Annotated in this window: 17 protein-coding genes; 9 read left to right on the plus strand and 8 right to left on the minus strand. The window is 71.7% G+C overall.

Features of this window, described 5'->3' with window-relative positions; genetic code table 11:
- Window positions 1-43: 43 nt before the first annotated feature.
- Complete coding sequence (locus N542_RS0111240) at window positions 44-469, plus strand: nuclear transport factor 2 family protein (protein ID WP_028643996.1); 426 nt, start codon at window positions 44-46, stop codon at window positions 467-469.
- Window positions 470-863: 394 nt separating this feature from the next.
- Here N542_RS0111240 and N542_RS24495 read toward each other — a convergent pair whose 3' ends face one another.
- Window positions 864-2,000 carry an EamA family transporter gene (locus tag N542_RS24495; RefSeq protein WP_081795142.1) on the minus strand — a complete coding sequence of 379 codons (1,137 nt, stop codon included), beginning with the start codon at window positions 1,998-2,000 and terminating at the stop codon, window positions 864-866.
- Window positions 2,001-2,039: 39 nt separating this feature from the next.
- Between N542_RS24495 and N542_RS0111255 the strand changes: the two genes are divergently transcribed.
- The gene (locus N542_RS0111255) at window positions 2,040-2,549 is read left to right on the plus strand and encodes a MarR family winged helix-turn-helix transcriptional regulator (protein WP_028643998.1); all 510 of its coding nucleotides are present in this window, start codon (window positions 2,040-2,042) and stop codon (window positions 2,547-2,549) included.
- 68 nt (window positions 2,550-2,617) lie between these two features.
- Here the strand turns inward: N542_RS0111255 and N542_RS0111260 are convergent, their stop codons facing one another.
- Window positions 2,618-3,463 (minus strand): aldo/keto reductase, encoded by an 846-nt coding sequence (locus N542_RS0111260; protein WP_028643999.1) that lies wholly within the window; start codon window positions 3,461-3,463, stop codon window positions 2,618-2,620.
- 55 nt (window positions 3,464-3,518) lie between these two features.
- Here N542_RS0111260 and N542_RS0111265 point away from each other — a divergent pair, with 55 nt between their 5' ends.
- The 5 genes from N542_RS0111265 (at window position 3,519) to N542_RS0111285 (ending at window position 8,173) form a co-directional block, all read left to right on the plus strand.
- Window positions 3,519-3,953 (plus strand): NUDIX hydrolase, encoded by a 435-nt coding sequence (locus N542_RS0111265; protein ID WP_036507339.1) that lies wholly within the window; start codon window positions 3,519-3,521, stop codon window positions 3,951-3,953.
- 155 nt (window positions 3,954-4,108) lie between these two features.
- Entirely contained in the window at window positions 4,109-5,959 is a 1,851-nt protein-coding gene (dnaK, locus tag N542_RS0111270) for a molecular chaperone DnaK (RefSeq protein WP_028644001.1), read from the plus strand.
- Window positions 5,956-6,522: a nucleotide exchange factor GrpE gene (grpE, locus tag N542_RS24500; RefSeq protein ID WP_081795143.1), complete on the plus strand. Its 567-nt coding sequence runs from the start codon at window positions 5,956-5,958 to the stop codon at window positions 6,520-6,522. The genes dnaK and grpE overlap by 4 nt, the downstream gene beginning before the upstream one ends.
- Window positions 6,523-6,567: 45 nt before the next feature.
- Window positions 6,568-7,740: a molecular chaperone DnaJ gene (gene dnaJ / locus N542_RS0111280; RefSeq protein ID WP_028644002.1), complete on the plus strand. Its 1,173-nt coding sequence runs from the start codon at window positions 6,568-6,570 to the stop codon at window positions 7,738-7,740.
- A gap of 4 nt (window positions 7,741-7,744) precedes the next feature.
- The gene (locus tag N542_RS0111285) at window positions 7,745-8,173 is read left to right on the plus strand and encodes a heat shock protein transcriptional repressor HspR (RefSeq protein ID WP_028644003.1); all 429 of its coding nucleotides are present in this window, start codon (window positions 7,745-7,747) and stop codon (window positions 8,171-8,173) included.
- Here the strand turns inward: N542_RS0111285 and N542_RS0111290 are convergent.
- The 5 genes from N542_RS0111290 to N542_RS0111310 are packed head-to-tail and all read right to left on the minus strand — an operon-like array spanning window position 8,170 to window position 11,407.
- Window positions 8,170-8,853: a hypothetical protein gene (locus N542_RS0111290; RefSeq protein ID WP_155992986.1), complete on the minus strand. Its 684-nt coding sequence runs from the start codon at window positions 8,851-8,853 to the stop codon at window positions 8,170-8,172. The genes N542_RS0111285 and N542_RS0111290 overlap by 4 nt on opposite strands.
- Window positions 8,841-10,097 carry a WXG100 family type VII secretion target gene (locus N542_RS0111295; RefSeq protein WP_028644005.1) on the minus strand — a complete coding sequence of 419 codons (1,257 nt, stop codon included), beginning with the start codon at window positions 10,095-10,097 and terminating at the stop codon, window positions 8,841-8,843. The genes N542_RS0111290 and N542_RS0111295 overlap by 13 nt, the downstream gene beginning before the upstream one ends.
- Complete coding sequence (locus N542_RS0111300; RefSeq protein WP_028644006.1) at window positions 10,094-10,387, minus strand: hypothetical protein; 294 nt, start codon at window positions 10,385-10,387, stop codon at window positions 10,094-10,096. Before N542_RS0111300 ends, N542_RS0111295 begins: the two co-directional genes overlap by 4 nt.
- Window positions 10,384-10,665, minus strand: a complete 282-nt coding sequence (locus N542_RS24505) for an SAV_915 family protein (RefSeq protein WP_036507344.1) — start codon at window positions 10,663-10,665, stop codon at window positions 10,384-10,386. The genes N542_RS0111300 and N542_RS24505 overlap by 4 nt, the downstream gene beginning before the upstream one ends.
- Window positions 10,655-11,407, minus strand: a complete 753-nt coding sequence (locus tag N542_RS0111310; protein ID WP_028644007.1) for a hypothetical protein — start codon at window positions 11,405-11,407, stop codon at window positions 10,655-10,657. The genes N542_RS24505 and N542_RS0111310 overlap by 11 nt, the downstream gene beginning before the upstream one ends.
- A gap of 137 nt (window positions 11,408-11,544) precedes the next feature.
- Here N542_RS0111310 and clpB point away from each other — a divergent pair, with 137 nt between their 5' ends.
- Together clpB and N542_RS0111320 are read left to right on the plus strand one after the other, a co-directional pair.
- Complete coding sequence (clpB, locus tag N542_RS0111315) at window positions 11,545-14,142, plus strand: ATP-dependent chaperone ClpB (protein ID WP_028644008.1); 2,598 nt, start codon at window positions 11,545-11,547, stop codon at window positions 14,140-14,142.
- A 13-nt stretch (window positions 14,143-14,155) separates the two neighbouring features.
- Window positions 14,156-15,121, plus strand: a complete 966-nt coding sequence (locus N542_RS0111320) for a hypothetical protein (protein WP_155992988.1) — start codon at window positions 14,156-14,158, stop codon at window positions 15,119-15,121.
- Here the strand turns inward: N542_RS0111320 and N542_RS0111325 are convergent, their stop codons facing one another.
- Window positions 15,122-16,276, minus strand: coding sequence for a pyridoxal phosphate-dependent aminotransferase (locus tag N542_RS0111325; RefSeq protein WP_028644010.1), 1,155 nt, complete (start codon window positions 16,274-16,276; stop codon window positions 15,122-15,124).
- Between the last annotated feature and the right edge of the window lie 186 nt (window positions 16,277-16,462).

Genomic DNA, 16,462 nt, shown 5'->3' on the forward strand with positions numbered 1-16,462 from the left:
CCTCACAGTAGAACGTGTTCCAGTTTTGTGCCAGAGTTCACCCGTGGACCTCCAGGAGATCAGCGACCGGCTCGAGATCGAGGGCGTGGTCATCCGCTACACCCGGGGCATCGACACCGGTGAGTGGGACCTGCTCGACTCCGTCTTCACCCCCGACGCCGCGATCGACTACACGGAGTCGGGCGGGATCGCCGAGGCCTATCCCGCGGTCAAGGCGTGGCTGGCCGAGGTGCTGCCCGCGTTCTTCCCGCACCGGATGCACTCCCTGCACCAGCTCGACATCGCGATCGACGGTGACGAGGCGACCTGCGCGGCGTACTTCCACAACCCGATGCCGCTCGACGACGGCCAGGGCGGGCACAGGATCGTCGAGTTCGGCGGTCTCTACCACCACACGCTGACCCGCACGGCCGACGGCTGGCGCAGCCGCAGGCTGCACGAGCAGATCGTCTGGAAGCGCGGGATCTGAGGCCCGGCTCCCCGATCGTGGTGCTGGAGCGCCGCTGAGCAACAATGGCCGCGTACTGACCCTGACTCGGAGGATCGACGTGGCCGACAAGCTGCCGGACCAGCCCAGCGACGAGCACCCGATCATGGCGGGCCTGGTGGCGCTGGTCGGCGTCGGGCTGGTCGTGGGCCTGGTGCTGGGCGTCGTCGTCCTCGCGGGCACCAAGGTCCTCGGCATCGGGGGCGGCTCCGACGACTCGACGGCCGACGACGCGGCGAGCCTCTACCTGCCGAGCCCGTCGAAGACCACCTCCGAGAGCGGCCCCACGATCACGCTGGCGCCCGGCGAGACCGAGAGCGCGTCGACGTCGGCCACGCCGACCAAGAGCGAGTCGGCGAAGCGCGAGATCAGCCTCTCAGCCTCGGCCGTCTCGGTCAGCCCGATGGAGCAGTTCCAGCTCACCGGCGTCTACCCGGAGGGCGAGGGGGCGATCCTGGCCGTCCAGCGGCTCCAGGACGGCGAGTGGGTGGACTTCCCGGCGACCGGCTCGGTGAGCGGCGAGAGCTTCCAGATCCCCGTGCAGACCAGCAAGGCCGGGATGAACAAGTTCCGGGTCGTCGACTCCGACTCCGGCCTCAAGTCGGGGGTCGTCCGCGTGAAGGTCGCCGGCTGACGCCAGCGTCGTACGCCGGCGACGCAGCCGGTCCGCCACGGCCGGCTGACCCGCGAGGATGCCGGCGAGCACGAGCAGCAGCCCGAGCGCCTGGCTGCCACCGAAGGACTCGCCGGCCAGCGCGACGCCGAGGACCGTGCCGGAGACCGGGTTCAGCAGGCCGACCAGCGACACCGCACCGGCCGGGAGCCGGCGCAGTCCGCGGAACCAGACGACGTACGCCATCACGGTGCCGACCAGCCCGAGGTAGAGGAAGCCGCCGATCGCGCCCACGCCCAGCGCGGGCGGCGTGCCCTCGACGACCAGGGCGACGGGCAGCAGCACCAGCCCGCCGGCGACCAGCTGCCACGCGGTGAAGGTGAGCAGGTCGACCGGCGGCTGCCACCGCTTGACGAGCACGAACCCGACCGACGACATCGCGACGGCACCGAACGAGGCGGCGACCCCGACCGGGTCGACGGTGAAGTCCGCGCGCAGCACCAGCAGCGCGACGCCGGCGGCGCCGACCGCGGCTCCGGCCAGCGACGCGGCCCGCGGCCGCTCGCCGATCAGCGCCCAGGCGACGAGCATCACCATGATCGGCGCCGTGGCGGTGAGCGTGGCGGCCGTCCCGCCGGGCAGGCGGTAGGCGGCGATGAAGATCAGGACGAAGAAGGCGCCGATGTTGAGCGTGCCGAGCACGAGCGAGCGCCACCACCAGATGCCCGTGGGCAGTCGGGGCCGGAACGCGAGCAGCAGCAGGCCGAAGGGCAGCGCCCGCACCATCGCGCCGAAGAGCGGGCGGTCGGGCGGCAGGAACGTCTCGGTCACGTAGTAGCCCGAGCCCCACGCGACGGGGGCCAGGGCGCTCAGGCCGAGGACGCGCCAGTTAGTTTCCACGGAAGAGATAATAGTTTCCGCGTCAGATATATTCCACCCATGGCGGCACCAGCGGAGCGGGACCTCGACCACGTCGGCCGGATCATGGCGAAGTGGCACGAGGCGCGGCCGGACCTAGACGTCTCCCCCCTGGGCGTCATTGGGCGGCTGCACCGCCTGGCGGCCCGGCTCACCGAGGAGCTCGTGGCGGTGTACGCCGAGTTCGGGCTCGGCGAGGGTGAGTTCGACATCCTCGCGACGCTGCGGCGCGAGGGGCCGCCGTACGAGCTGACCCCGCGCGACCTCGGGCACTGGACGATGGTCTCGTCCGGAGCGGTGACCAAGCGGGTCGACCGCTGCGTCGAGCAGGGCCTGGTGACCCGGAGGGTCAGCAACCACGACGGCCGGGGCCGCGTGATCGCGCTGACCGACGCCGGCCTCGACGTGATCGACCGGGCGTTCACGGCCCACCTCGTCAACGAGCGCCGGCTCGTCGACCTGCTCGGTGAGACGGAGCGGGCCCGGCTCGCCAGGACTCTCGAGTCCTGGGGCCGGGCCCTCGAGGCGTAGGTCCGGGGGCGGTGGTCTCGAGGCTCAGGCCCGACGGCCTTCGCACCTCGACCACCGTGCGCCGACGGTCAGCCGGGGATCCAGTCGAAGGTGTCCGGGTTGGGGCCGGTGCGGCCGGCCTCGCCCTGGTCGAGCGCGCTGATCGCGGCGACCTGGTCCTCGGTGAGCGCGAAGTCGAAGATGTCGAAGTTCTCGCGCATCCGCTCCTCGCGCATCGACTTGGGGAAGACGATGTCGCCGCGCTCGATGTGCCAGCGCAGCGTGACCTGCGACGGCGTCTTGCCGTGGGCGGCCGCGATCTCGCCGATGACGGCGTCGTCGAGCACCTTGCCCTGCGCGATCGGCGACCACGCCTCGACCTCGACGCCGTGCCGGATCGACGCGGCGCGGGCGGCCTCGTTGGTGAAGTAGGGATGCACCTCGATCTGGTTCACCGCCGGGGCGACGCCCGTCTCCGCGATGATCCGGTCGAGGTGGGCCGGCTGGAAGTTGGAGACGCCGACCGAGGTCGCGCGGCCGTCGGCCACGAACTCGGTGAGGGTGCGCCAGGTCGACACGTAGTCGCCGCCGTACTGCGTCGGCAGTGGCCAGTGGATGAGGAAGAGGTCGACCCGGTCGAGGCCGAGGCGCTCCAGCGTCTCGTCGAACGCGCGACGGGCGGCGTCCGGCTCGTGGAAGCTGTTGTTGAGCTTGCTCGTGACGTAGAGCTCGTCGCGCGCGATGCCGGAGCTCGCGATCGCGGCGCCGACGCCGGCCTCGTTCTGGTACATCTGCGCGGTGTCGATGTGGCGGTAGCCCACCTCGAAAGCGGTGCTCACCGTGGCCTCGGTCTGGTCCGGTGGGACCTGGTAGACGCCGAAGCCGAGCTGGGGGATGGAGGTCTGGTCGTTCAGGGCGACAGTGGGGACGGTCATACAGGTTCCATCCCCGCAGAGGGGCTCGAGCATTCCCCTGAGTGAGGATGGACTCATGGGACCTGTGCTGGACTTCACCGAGTACGACACCCGCCTGGCCGCGTACGTCGTCATCATCGACGACCGGGACCGGGTGCTGCTCGCGCTGTGGAACGAGCCGGCCGTGCCGCTCTGGACGCTGCCCGGTGGCGGGGTCGACCTCGCCGAGACCGCCGAGGAGGGCGCCGTGCGCGAGGCCCTCGAGGAGACCGGGTACGACGTCGCGCTGGACGGCCTGCTCGGCGTGGACACGCTCGTGCTGCCGCCCGAGGAGCGGCTCGACGGCGCCGCGCGCTGGCAGAAGAGCGTCCGGGTGGTGTTCCGCGCCCACGTCGTCGGCGGCGATCTGACCCGCGAGCTGGACGGCACGACCGACGAGGCGCGCTGGATCCCGCGGGCCGACGTGCCGGGACTGGCGCGAATCACGCTGGTCCAGAGGTTCGTGGGCTGATCCGGGAATCTCCGCCCTCGGGTCTGCGTTGAGCCGGATAAGCAAAGTTGAGTTGAATCGACTCAACTGATTTGGCAGACTGCCCTCGGCGACGCAGGATGAACAGCAGACGGACGCCGTCGAGAGCAGCACCCGATACCCGGAGGTACAGAGACATGGCACGTGCGGTCGGCATCGACCTCGGCACGACGAACAGCGTCGTGGCCGTTCTGGAGGGTGGCGAACCCACCGTCATCGCAAACGCGGAGGGCGCCCGCACGACCCCGTCGGTCGTCGCCTTCGCCAAGTCCGGCGAGGTCCTCGTCGGCGAGGTGGCCAAGCGTCAGGCCGTCACCAACGTCGACCGGACCATCCGCTCCGTGAAGCGCCACATGGGCACGGACTGGAAGACCGACATCGACGGCAAGGACTTCACGCCCCAGCAGATCAGCGCCTTCGTGCTGCAGAAGCTGAAGCGCGACGCGGAGGCCTACCTCGGCGAGACCGTCACCGACGCGGTGATCACGGTCCCGGCGTACTTCTCCGACGCGCAGCGCCAGGCCACCAAGGAGGCCGGCGAGATCGCCGGCCTGAACGTGAGCCGGATCGTCAACGAGCCGACCGCGGCCGCGCTGGCCTACGGCCTCGACAAGGGCGACGACCAGACGATCCTCGTCTTCGACCTCGGCGGCGGCACGTTCGACGTGTCCCTCCTCGAGATCGGCGAGGGCGTCGTCGAGGTCAAGGCGACCTCCGGTGACAACCACCTCGGTGGTGACGACTGGGACGCCCGCGTCGTCGAGTGGATGGTCAAGAAGTTCAAGGACAACAACGGCGTCGACCTGGGCGCGGACAAGATCGCCAAGCAGCGTCTCCAGGAGGCCGCGGAGAAGGCGAAGATCGAGCTGTCCTCCTCCGCCGAGACCACGATCCACCTGCCGTACATCACGCACGGCGAGTCCGGCCCGCTGCACTTCGAGGAGAAGCTCAGCCGCAGCGAGTTCCAGAAGCTGACGGCCGACCTGCTCGACCGCACCAAGAAGCCCTTCCAGCAGGTCCTCAAGGACGGCGGCGTCGCGGTCGACAAGATCGACCACGTCGTGCTCGTCGGTGGCTCCACGCGGATGCCCGCCGTCAGCGACGTCGTCAAGGAGCTCCTCGGTGGCAAGGAGCCCAACAAGGGCGTCAACCCGGACGAGGTCGTCGCCGTCGGCGCCGCCCTGCAGGCCGGTGTCCTCAAGGGCGAGGTCAAGGACGTGCTGCTCCTCGACGTGACCCCGCTGTCCCTCGGCATCGAGACCAAGGGCGGCGTGATGACCACGCTGATCGAGCGCAACACGACCATCCCGACCAAGCGGTCCGAGATCTTCACGACCGCCGACGACAACCAGCCGTCGGTCGAGATCAAGGTCGCCCAGGGCGAGCGCCAGATGTGGTCGCAGAACCAGCCGCTCGGCAACTTCGAGCTGACCGGCCTCCCGCCGGCCCCGCGCGGCATCCCGAAGATCGAGGTCACCTTCGACATCGACGCCAACGGCATCGTGCACGTGACCGCGAAGGACCAGGCCTCCGGCAAGGAGCAGTCCATGACGATCTCCGGCGGCTCCGCGCTGTCGAAGGACGACATCGACCGGATGGTCAAGGAGGCGGAGCAGTACGCCGAGGAGGACGCCAACCGGCGTGCCGCGGTCGAGACCCGCAACCAGGCCGACCAGCTCGTCTACACGACGGAGAAGTTCCTCGCCGACAACGCCGAGAAGCTGCCCGAGGACGTCAAGACCGAGGTCCAGGCCGACGTCGACGCGCTCAAGGCCATCCTCGAGAACGCCGAGGCCAGTGCCGAGGAGCTGCAGGCCGGGGTCACCAAGCTCGGTGAGTCCAGCCAGAAGATGGGCGCCGCGATGTACGCCGCCGCGGAGGCCGACCAGGCCGCCGCCGGTGGCTCCGACGGCTCGACGGGCGAGGCCGACGACGACGTCGTCGACGCCGAGATCGTCGACGAGGGCCCGGAGGACGAGGCCAAGTGACCGAGCCGTCCCAGGACGGGCCGGTCCAGCCGGAGGCTGAGGAGCAGGAGACCCCTGCTCCTCAGCCCGAGGTGCCCGCCGCGGAGGAGACGGTGGAGCCGACGGCCGAGCAGGACGAGCTGGTGCTCGCCCAGATCGCGCTCGCCGAGCGGACCAACGACCTCCAGCGGCTGCAGGCCGAGTTCGTCAACTACAAGCGCCGGGTCGAGCGCGACCGCGACCTGATCCGGGAGAACGCGACGTACGCCGCGCTCGCCCCGATCACCGAGGTGCTCGACACCATCGACCGAGCCCGCGAGCACGGTGAGCTGGACGCCGGCTTCCAGACCGTCGCCGACCAGCTCGAGCGGGTCGTCGCCGGACTCGGCCTGACCAAGTTCGGCGCGGCCGGGGAGGCCTTCGACCCCACGATCCACGAGGCCCTCTCCCACATCGGCGAGGACCCCGAGGTCGAGGTGACCACCTGCAAGGTGGTCGCGAAGGCCGGCTACCGGATCGGCAGCCGCGTCGTGCGGGCCGCCCAGGTCCTCGTGGTCGACCCGCCCAGCGGGCCGACCGCGTGACCGCCCCCATCAGCTGAACCACCGGACAAGGAGGGAGGTGCGCGCATGAGCACCAACGAAGGCTTCCGGGCCGACTGGGCGCAGAAGGACTTCTACGCCGAGCTCGGCGTCGGCAAGACCGCGTCGTCCGACGAGATCAAGAAGGCCTACCGCAAGCTGGCGCGCGCCAACCACCCCGACTCCAACCCCGGCGACACGGCCAAGCACGACAAGTTCAAGGCGGTCGCGGAGGCGTACGACGTCGTCGGTGACCCTGAGAAGCGCGCCAAGTACGACGAGATGCGCGTCTACAGCGGCGGTGCCGGCTACCCGGGCGGGTTCGGTGGCGGTGGGGGCGGGGGCTTCGACCTCAACGACCTGCTCCGCGAGCGCTCCGGCGGTGCCGGCAGCGCCGGCGGTGGGTTCGGGGACATGTTCGGCGACCTCTTCGGTGGCGGCGGACGCAACCGGCGACCCCGGGCCCAGAAGGGCGCGGACGTCGACACCACGGCGACCATCAGCTTCACCGACGCCATCGACGGCGTCACCGTCTCGCTGCGGATGACCTCCGACTCCGCCTGCCCCGACTGCAAGGGCACCGGCGGCAAGCCCGGCACCAAGCCGCACGTCTGCCCGCAGTGCGAGGGTGCCGGGTTCGTCGTCGCCTCCGCCGGCGGCGCCTTCTCCATCAACGAGACCTGCCCGATGTGCAGCGGCCGCCAGCTGGTGTACGACGAGGCGTGCCCGACCTGCCACGGCAGCGGTCGGGGCACCTCGGCCCGGACGATCCAGGCCCGCATCCCCGCCGGCGTCAAGGACGGCCAGCGGATCCGCCTGCGGGGCAAGGGCGCGCCCGGCGACAACGGCGGCCCGGCCGGTGACCTCTACGTCACGGTGAAGGTCTCGGGCCACCGGCTCTTCGCCCGCAAGGACGACAACCTGCTGCTCGACGTCCCGGTCTCGTTCGACGAGCTGGTGCTGGGAGCGGAGATCAAGATCCCGACCCTCGGTGGGTCGCCGGTGACCCTCAAGGTGCCGGGCGGCACCCCCAACGGGCGGACCTTCCGGGTCCGCGGCCGGGGCGCCCCCAAGGCCGACGGCAGCAAGGGCGACCTGCTCGCGACCGTCGAGGTGCAGGTGCCCGTCGTGCTCGACCCGGCAGCCCGCGAGGCGGTGGAGGCCTACCGCGCCGCGACCGCCGGCAAGCCGCTGCGGTCGAAGCTGTTCGAGGAGGCGTGACCCGGTGCAGCGCGGTCCGATGCAGCCCGGCCCCGACAGTGCCGTCTACGTCATCAGCATCGCGGCCGAGCTGAGCGGTCTGCACCCGCAGACCCTGCGCACCTACGAGCGGATGGGGCTGATCACCCCCGGCCGCACCGGAGGCGGCGGTCGTCGCTACACCCACCGTGACGTCGAGCTGCTGCGCGAGATCAGCGAGCTGACCTCGGCCGGGATCGGCATCGAGGGCGTACGCCGGATCCTCGACCTCGAGAACCGGATCACGGCGCTGGTGCAGCGCAACGAAGAGCTCCAGGCCGAGCTGGCCGCGACCCGCGACGAGCTGCGTCAGGCGGCCACTGTCCGGCGTACGGCCGGACCGGCCAACAAGCTGCCGGTCCTGCGCCAGCCGGAGCCGGGCCAGTCCGTCGTCGTCTGGCGGCGCAGGCCCTAGGGCGTCAGCTCCTGGGCCAGCTGCTGGCTGCCACCCTGCAGGTCCTTGGTCTGGATCTCCAGGGCGGTGCTGCGCGCGCGCCACGGCTTCGGCGTGAGCCGGTGCTCGGTCACGGCGGCGCCGGCCTTCAACGTCACGTGGAGGGTCTGCGCGCGGGGGCTCAGTGCGGCGACGTCAGCGATCGCGACCTCGGTGCGCAGCCCGTAGTGCTCGTCGACCACACGGGTCGGCGTGACCCAGACCCCGCCCGGTCGAAGCCGCCCGGCCGCCCACAGCAGCGGGAAGCCAGCCAGGTAGACGGCGGGCACCCCGGCCAGCACCAGCCAGAGCCAGGACTCCTCGACGGCACCGACCACGGCGACCACGGTGCACCAGGCGCCGAGCGTGCCGGTGATGAACAGCATCGGGTCGGAGATCCGCCGGGGGTGGAAGCGTGCGGGCTCCCCGTCCCTGGTCTCGTCGCGGGCCGGCAGCGGTGCGCGCGTCCGGGGGCGGTGAGCCAGCCAGGACACCACGACGATGACGCCGAAGAGCACCATCCCGACCGCCCACACCATGCCGAAGGCGGTGTCGGCCCGGGTCAGCAGCCCGATGCCGATGGCGATCACCACCGCGCCCGTCAGCAGCCCCAGGGCCCGGACCACCGGACCCGGTCCGGTGCGCGCGGTCAGTGGAACCACCCGCCCACGGTGTCGGCGGCGCTGGAGACGCCGTCGGCGATGGCGCCACCGGTGTCGGCCAGGGCGTCGACACCCTCGTCGAACGCCGCACCGATGTCGGGACCGTTCTCGAAGAGCGAGTCGATCGCACCGTCGGCGAAGATCGCCACCCCGGCACCGACCACGGTGCCGACGACGGCGCCGACCGCCGTGCCCGCCACGGGGATGACCGAGCCCACGGCGGCTCCGACGCCCGCACCGGTCAGCGCGGCCGCCCCGATCCCGGCGGCCGTCGAGACGCCCTGGGAGACGGCGATCTGGGTGGTGCTCTCGCCCTCCTGGTAGTCGTTGTAGACCCCGAGCCCGAAGCCGAGCGGTCCGAGCACCTTGCCGCCGCGGCCGAGGTACTTGGGGAGCTTGAGGTCGTCGAGCGCGCTCGACTTCCTCAGCAGGTCCTCTGCCTCGTCGAGCCGGCCCTGGATGGCCAGCCGGTCGGCGTCGAGCCGGGCCTGGTCGAGGGTCTTGAAGAAGAGCCACTTGCGCTTCAGGTAGCGCTCGGGGTGCGCCTGCAGGTCGGCGATGGCGCGCTTGGCGTCGTCGAGCAGCGCCTCGGCTCCGCGGTTGAGACCCGACTTCTTCAGCCCGATGCTCGCACCGATGGCGCCCTCGATGCCGTCGCCCAGGATGTCGGCGGTGGTGAGCAGCCACGACGCGTGCTGCCCCGGGGTGTAGTCGTCCTGGAGGTCGCGGCAGGCGGTGGCGTACTGCCGGTCGATCCGCGCCGCCTCGCTCGACGCGTGGTTGTAGGCGCGGACCAGGTCCTGGTGCGCGTCGTACGCGGCGACCTTGCGGTTGTGCTCGGTGACCTCGGCCTCGGTCCCGACGAAGTGGTCCGGCGGTCGTGCCGGACCGGCTCCCGGGTCCTGGATCAGGAAGCCGAAGACCGAGAGTCCCGCGCCCGAGGCGTCGGCCCGGATGTCGCGCATCTGCTGCTGGCAGCGGCGCAGCTTCTCCGCGAAGTCGTCGAGGTCGCCGGCCATCTTCTTGGCGGCCTGCTCGAGGTCCTCGACCTGGTCGCGCCCCTTGCCCATCCGCGCCGAGAACTCGTCGCCGGCCTCGCTCTGCCAGGATGCGTCGGCGTTGCGACGGGCGTCGTTCATCCGGTCGGCGGCCTCGCCGACCTTGGCGGACAGCTTGTCGCGCAACCAGTCGGCGGCGGCCTCGATGGAGCCGGGCTGGCCCTCGATCTCGGTGTCGACGCTCATGGGGACATCACGTCCTCGATGTCCGAGAGGCCGGCCTCGGCCGACGCGTCGGCGCGCTCGTAGTAGGTGCGGCTCAGCCGGACCAGCGCGGCGGCGCCGGTGAGCGCCGCGGACACGTTGCCCGCGCTGGTGGTGACCTGGGCCAGCATGCTGCTGATCACGCCGGTCATCGGGCCGGCGTCGACGCCGCTCGGCACGCTGCCGGCGAGGTCCTCCAGCCCGGCGGCGCCCTTGTCCAGGCCGTCCGCGATCGTGCCCAGGACGGGACCCTCGACGTACATCTCGCTCATCCGTCGGCCTCCGGGTCGTCGCGCAGCCCGGGGTCGACGTCGACGAAGAGCAGCTCGTACGGCGTCTCGTCGTGGATGCGCTGCAGCGCCGTGCCGTCGCACAGGACCCAGGAGCTGTCGGGGAGGTAGAAGTCCTGCAGCCGGTCCAGGGCGGAGTAGGTGTAGAGCGCCGTACGTCCGTCCTCGACCTGGTGCAGCAGCACCCGGCGCTGGGTCGGGTCGACCTCGAGCGTCGTCGGCACGTAGACGACCGGGGGGAGGCGGGGACTAGTGGTCACCCGGGGAGTGTGAGCCGGTGGCCGCGCGTCCAAACCCCTGCGCCGCCTCGAGGCCGAGCTCCGCGCGCAGCCACGCGGCCAGGTCGTCGGCCTCGGGACCGAGCCAGGCGCAGCGCACGACGATGCTGTCGTCCGTGGTGCGGCGGCGACGCCAGGGTCGCGGGCACAGCTCACGGTGCACCTCTCCCTCGACGCGCAGCAGGAGGTACGACGTGCCGCCGATGCTGCGGACCCGGGTGACCTGCTCGCGGCGTACCCGCTCCCGGCCCCAGGCCGCGTCGTGCCCCACCTCGGTCGCGGTCAGCCAGAGACCCTCGTTGCGCCGTCGCCCGGTGAGCGTCAGCGCGACCCGGACCAGGAACCACGCGCCGACGGGAGCGACCTGCCACAGCCCCAGCCCCGTGAGCACGCCCGCGAGGACCACCAGCCCGGCGTCGAGGGCGGTCGCGTGCCACCACTCGCCGCGCCACGACCGGGCGACCAGCGCGGGCGCACCCTCGACCTCCGCCTCGCGCAGGCCGGGCAGCCGTCGGGTCGCCGCGAGGGCGATCGCCAGGGCGAGGGTCGCGACGACGGCCGCGACGGTGTACCAGGCCAGCATCCGCATCGGCACGACGTCGGCCGGCACCGCCGCGAACACCACGCTCGCCAGCCCCGCGCCCAGGGCCGCCAGCACGAGGTTGCCGGCCACCTCGCCCCACTTGGCGCGCCCGGTGAAGGCTCGAGCCCGAGGGAGGTCCACCCCGCGAGTCTAGGCCCGACGTAGCCCGCCCCATCTCACAGACTTGAGTGGAATGCACTCAACTCTGAGCGGGTTGACCATGATGAGGTTGCCGGTAACGGTGGCCCGGTCCCACGATCACCAGGAGAATCACGCGCATGAGCAGCTTCGGCGCCGACAAGTTCACGACCCGCAGCCGCGAGGCGATCGAGGCCGCACAGCTGGCCGCGACCACCGGCGGCAACACCCACACCGAGCCCATCCACCTCCTCGTGGCGCTGCTGCGCCAGGAGGACGGCACGCCCCGCAACCTGGTCACCAAGGCCGGGGTCGACGCCAAGGCGCTGACCGCGCGCGCCGAGGCCGCCCTCGCCGCGCTGCCGACGGCCAGTGGCGCCACCGTGCAGCAGCCGTCCGGGTCCGCGTCGCTGACCCGCGTGCTGGCCGCCGCGCTCGACCTTGCCACCGGCATGAAGGACGACTTCGTCGCGACCGAGCACCTGCTCATCGCGCTGGCCGGGGTGGAGAGCAGCGCGCAGAAGGTGCTGCTCGACGCTGGCCTCACCGAGGCCGGGCTGCGCGAGGGCCTGACGGCCGTGCGCGGCAACCGCCGGGTGACGAGCCAGGACGCCGAGTCGACGTACGAGGCGCTGGAGAAGTACTCCGTCGACCTCACCGAGGCCGCCGAGGACGGTCGCCTCGACCCGGTCATCGGGCGCGACTCCGAGATCCGTCGCGTGATCCAGGTGCTGTCGCGCCGTACCAAGAACAACCCGGTGCTGATCGGCGAGCCGGGCGTCGGCAAGACCGCCGTCGTCGAGGGCCTCGCCCAGCGCGTCGTCGCGGGCGACGTGCCCGACTCCCTCAAGGGCCGGCGGGTGCTCAGCCTGGACCTGGCCGCGATGGTCGCCGGCGCGAAGTACCGCGGCGAGTTCGAGGAGCGGCTCAAGGCCGTGCTCGAGGAGATCAAGGACGCCGGCGGCCAGATCATCACCTTCATCGACGAGCTGCACACGGTCGTCGGCGCGGGCGCCGGCGGCGACTCGGCGATGGACGCCGGCAACATGCTCAAGCCGATGCTCGCCCGCGGCGAGCTGCACATGATCGGGGCGACCACGCTCGATGAGTACCGCGAGCGGATCGAGAAGGATCCGGCGCTGGAGCGCCGCTTCCAGCAGGTCTTCGTCGGCGAGCCGTCGGTCGAGGACAGCATCCAGATCCTGCGCGGGATCCAGGAGAAGTACGAGGCGCACCACGGCGTCCGCATCACCGACGCCGCCCTGGTCGCGGCCGCCACCCTGTCCGACCGCTACATCACCGGCCGCAACCTGCCGGACAAGGCGATCGACCTGATCGACGAGGCCGCGTCGCGGCTGCGGATGGAGATCGAGTCCTCGCCCGAGGAGATCGACCAGCTGCGCCGGCAGGTCGACCGGCTCAAGATGGAGCAGTTCGCGCTCGAGAAGGAGAGCGACGACGCGTCCAAGGACCGGCTCGACAAGCTGCGCGCCGACCTCGCCGACAAGGAGGAGTCGCTGCGCTCCCTGGAGGCGCGCTGGGACCACGAGAAGTCCTCGCTCGAGGGCGAGGGCGAGCTGCGTCGTCGCCTCGACGCCGTCAAGGGCCAGGCCGACCGGCTGATGCGCGAGGGCAGGCTCGACGAGGCCAGCGAGATCCTCTACGGCAAGATCCCCGAGCTCGAGAAGGCGCTCGCCGCCGCCGCGGAGATCGACCACACCTCGACGATCGACCCGCTGGTCGGCGACCAGGTCGGGGCCGAGCAGGTCGCCGAGGTCGTCGAGGCCTGGACCGGCATCCCGGTCGGCCGGATGCTCGAGGGCGAGACCGCCAAGCTGCTCAAGATGGAGGACGTCATCGGCGAGCGGCTGATCGGGCAGCGCGGTGCCGTGACGGCCGTGAGCGACGCCGTACGACGCTCGCGTGCCGGTCTGTCCGACCCCAACCGGCCCACCGGCTCGTTCCTCTTCCTGGGGCCGACCGGCACCGGCAAGACCGAGCTGGCCAAGTCGCTCGCCGACTTCCTCTTCGACGACGAGCGCGCGATCGTGCGCGTCGACATGAGCGAGTACTCCGAGAAGCACTCGGTGGCGCGACTCGTCGGTGCCCCTCCCGGCTACGTCGGCTACGACGAGGGCGGCCAGCTCACCGAGGCCGTCCGCCGGCGTCCCTACTCGGTCGTGCTCCTCGACGAGGTCGAGAAGGCGCACCCGGAGGTCTTCGACATCCTCCTCCAGGTGCTCGACGACGGCCGTCTCACCGACGGCCAGGGTCGCACCGTCGACTTCCGCAACACGCTGCTGATCCTGACCAGCAACCTCGGCTCGAACTTCCTGGTCGACCCGGCGCTCGACGCCGACCAGCGGCGCGAGTCCGTGCTGGCGACCGTGCGTGGCGCGTTCAAGCCGGAGTTCCTCAACCGGCTCGACGAGCTGGTCATCTTCGACGCGCTGACGCTCGACGAGCTGACCCACATCGTCGACCTGCAGCTCGCGCTGCTCGAGAAGCGGCTCGCGGTGCGGCGCATCACGATCGAGGTCACCGCGGAGGCGAAGCGCTGGCTGGCCGACACCGGCTACGACCCGGCGTACGGCGCGCGCCCGCTGCGTCGGCTGATCCAGAACGCGATCGGCGACCCGCTGGCCAAGCTGCTGATCGGTGGTCAGGTGTCCGACGGCGGCAGCGTCTCCGTCGACCGGGCTCCCGGCGGCGATGGCCTGCAGCTGACGGTGGCGTGATGCAATGGTCGGCGTGAACGACCCGACCCCGGAGCGGCCCCGCCAGGTGACCCTGGCCGGGTGGCTGATCATGGTGGGTTCGGTCTTCGCGCTCGGCCTCGTCGTCCAGCGGCTGTCCGAGCTGCACACGCTGGAGAACCTCCAGCGCATCGACACCCTGCTGGCCGAGCCGCCCGGCTCCGACCTCGGCGTCAGCACGGACACCGTGATCACCATCCTGCGGACCCTGCTGATGGTCACCGCCGGGTGCGCGACGGCCGCGGCGATCCTGGGCTACCACGTGCTGCGCCGCAGCCGGAGCGCCCGGGTGGCCGTCACCGTGCTCGCCGTACCGCTCTTCCTGGCCGGGCTGGCCACCCAGGGGTTCGTCACCTCGGTGGTGGCCGCCTCGGCCGCGATCCTGTGGTTCCAGCCCGCGCGCTCGTGGTTCGACGGGACGGCACCACCGGAGCGTCGTACGGCGCCGGTCGCCCGTCCGGTGCCCCCTGCGGCAGCGGGCCCGATGTCGTCGTCCGTGGTCCCCCCGCCCCCCGCGCCGGCCGCCGCCCCCGCGCGACCGCCGGTCGTGCTGGCGGCGGCCATCGTCACCTGGATCTGCAGCGGCCTGGTGACGCTCGGGCTGGTGGCGAGCGGGCTCGTGCTGGCGCTCTCGCCGGACCTGATGCTCGACGAGGTGCACCGGGACAACCCCGACCTCGCGAGCCAGGGCGTCTCCGACACGATGCTGATCGCGGCGACGTACGTGATGATCGCCGGGCTGGTCCTGTGGTGCATCGCGGCGGCCGTCGTGGCGGTGCTGGTCTTCCGCCGGGTCTCGTGGGCGCGGATCGTGCTGCTCGTCTCGGCCTCCGTCGCCGGCGTGGTGTGCCTGCTCGGCCTGGCCCTCGGGGCGTTCGTGCTGGTGCTCCCGCTGGTCGCGGCCGTGTTCGTCGTGGTGATGCTGGTGCGGCCCGACGTCCGGCCCTGGTTCGACCGCTAGCTAACGCGTGAGGTCGGCCGCCGCCAGTCGGCGCAGCCCCTCCGCGATCACCTCGGGCTGCTTGCAGAAGGCCCAGCGCACCAGCTGTCGGCCCGCGTCGGAGTCGTAGAAGCCCTGGGCCGGGATCGCGACCACGCCGGCCCGCTCGGGCAGCGCGCGACAGAACGTCAGCCCGTCCTCCCAGCCGAGGGCGGTGATGTCGGTGCTCGCGAAGTAGGTGCCCTCGGGACGGCGTACGTCGAGCCCGACCTCGGCCAGTCCCGTGCACAGCAGGTCGCGCCGGGCCTGCAGGTCGGCCGCCAGCGTCGCCGGGAAGTCGGGCTCCTCGTCCAGCGCGAACGCCACGGCCGGCTGCAGCGGTGACCCGGAGGTGAAGGTGAGCCACTGCTTGGCGGCCAGGACGGCGGCGACGAGATCGGCCGGCCCGGTCGCCCAGCCCACCTTCCAGCCCGTGAACGAGTAGGACTTGCCGGCGCTCGACAGGGTGAGGGTGCGCTCGAACATCCCCGGCAGCGTCGCCAGCGGCACGTGCTCGCGCCCGTCGTAGACCAGGTGCTCGTAGACCTCGTCGGTGATCACGACCAGGTCGTGCTCGATCGCGAGGTCGGCGACCGCCTGCAGCTCGTCGCGAGTGAGCACCGTGCCGGACGGGTTGTGCGGAGAGTTCAGGAGCACGAAGCGGGTCCGGGGCGTCACCGCCGCCCGCAGCTCGTCGACGTCGAGGCGGAAGTCGGGGGAGCGCAGCGTGACGGGACGGCGTACGCCGCCCACGATCTGGATCATCGCCGGGTAGGAGTCGTAGTAGGGCTCGAGCACGACCACCTCGTCGCCCGGGTCGACCAGGCCGAGCAGCGCCGCGGCGATGCCCTCGGTGCATCCGGTCGTCACGACGACCTGACGATCCGGATCGAGCTCGATCCCGTAGTGCCGTCGCTGGTGTCGCGCGACCGCCTGCCGGAGGGCGAGCGTGCCCGACCCCGGTGCGTACTGGTTGGCGCCCGACTCCAGCGCGTGCACCGCGCGCGCGATCACCTCGGGCGGCCCGTCGACGTCCGGGAACCCCTGCCCCAGGTTGACCGCCCCGGTCCGGAGCGCCAGCGCCGACATCTCGGAGAAGATCGTCGGCGGGATGCCCTCGAGCCGCTGCGCCAGCATGCCGCCGACAGTAGCCCTGCCCGCGGTGGTGGAGGTGCGAGGGCGGCCAGGCCGTCTCGGTGGTTGAGGTGTGCGGGCCGCCAGGCCGTCTCGGTGGTTGAGGTGTGAGGGCCGCCAGGCCCGAGCCTCGAAACCTCCGCAGCGTGCGTACGGCGTCGTTCGCGTGGGTCGCCGTCGCGGGTCGGT

The organism is Nocardioides sp. URHA0020 (assembly GCF_000620705.1).
Lineage (GTDB): Bacteria > Actinomycetota > Actinomycetes > Propionibacteriales > Nocardioidaceae > Nocardioides.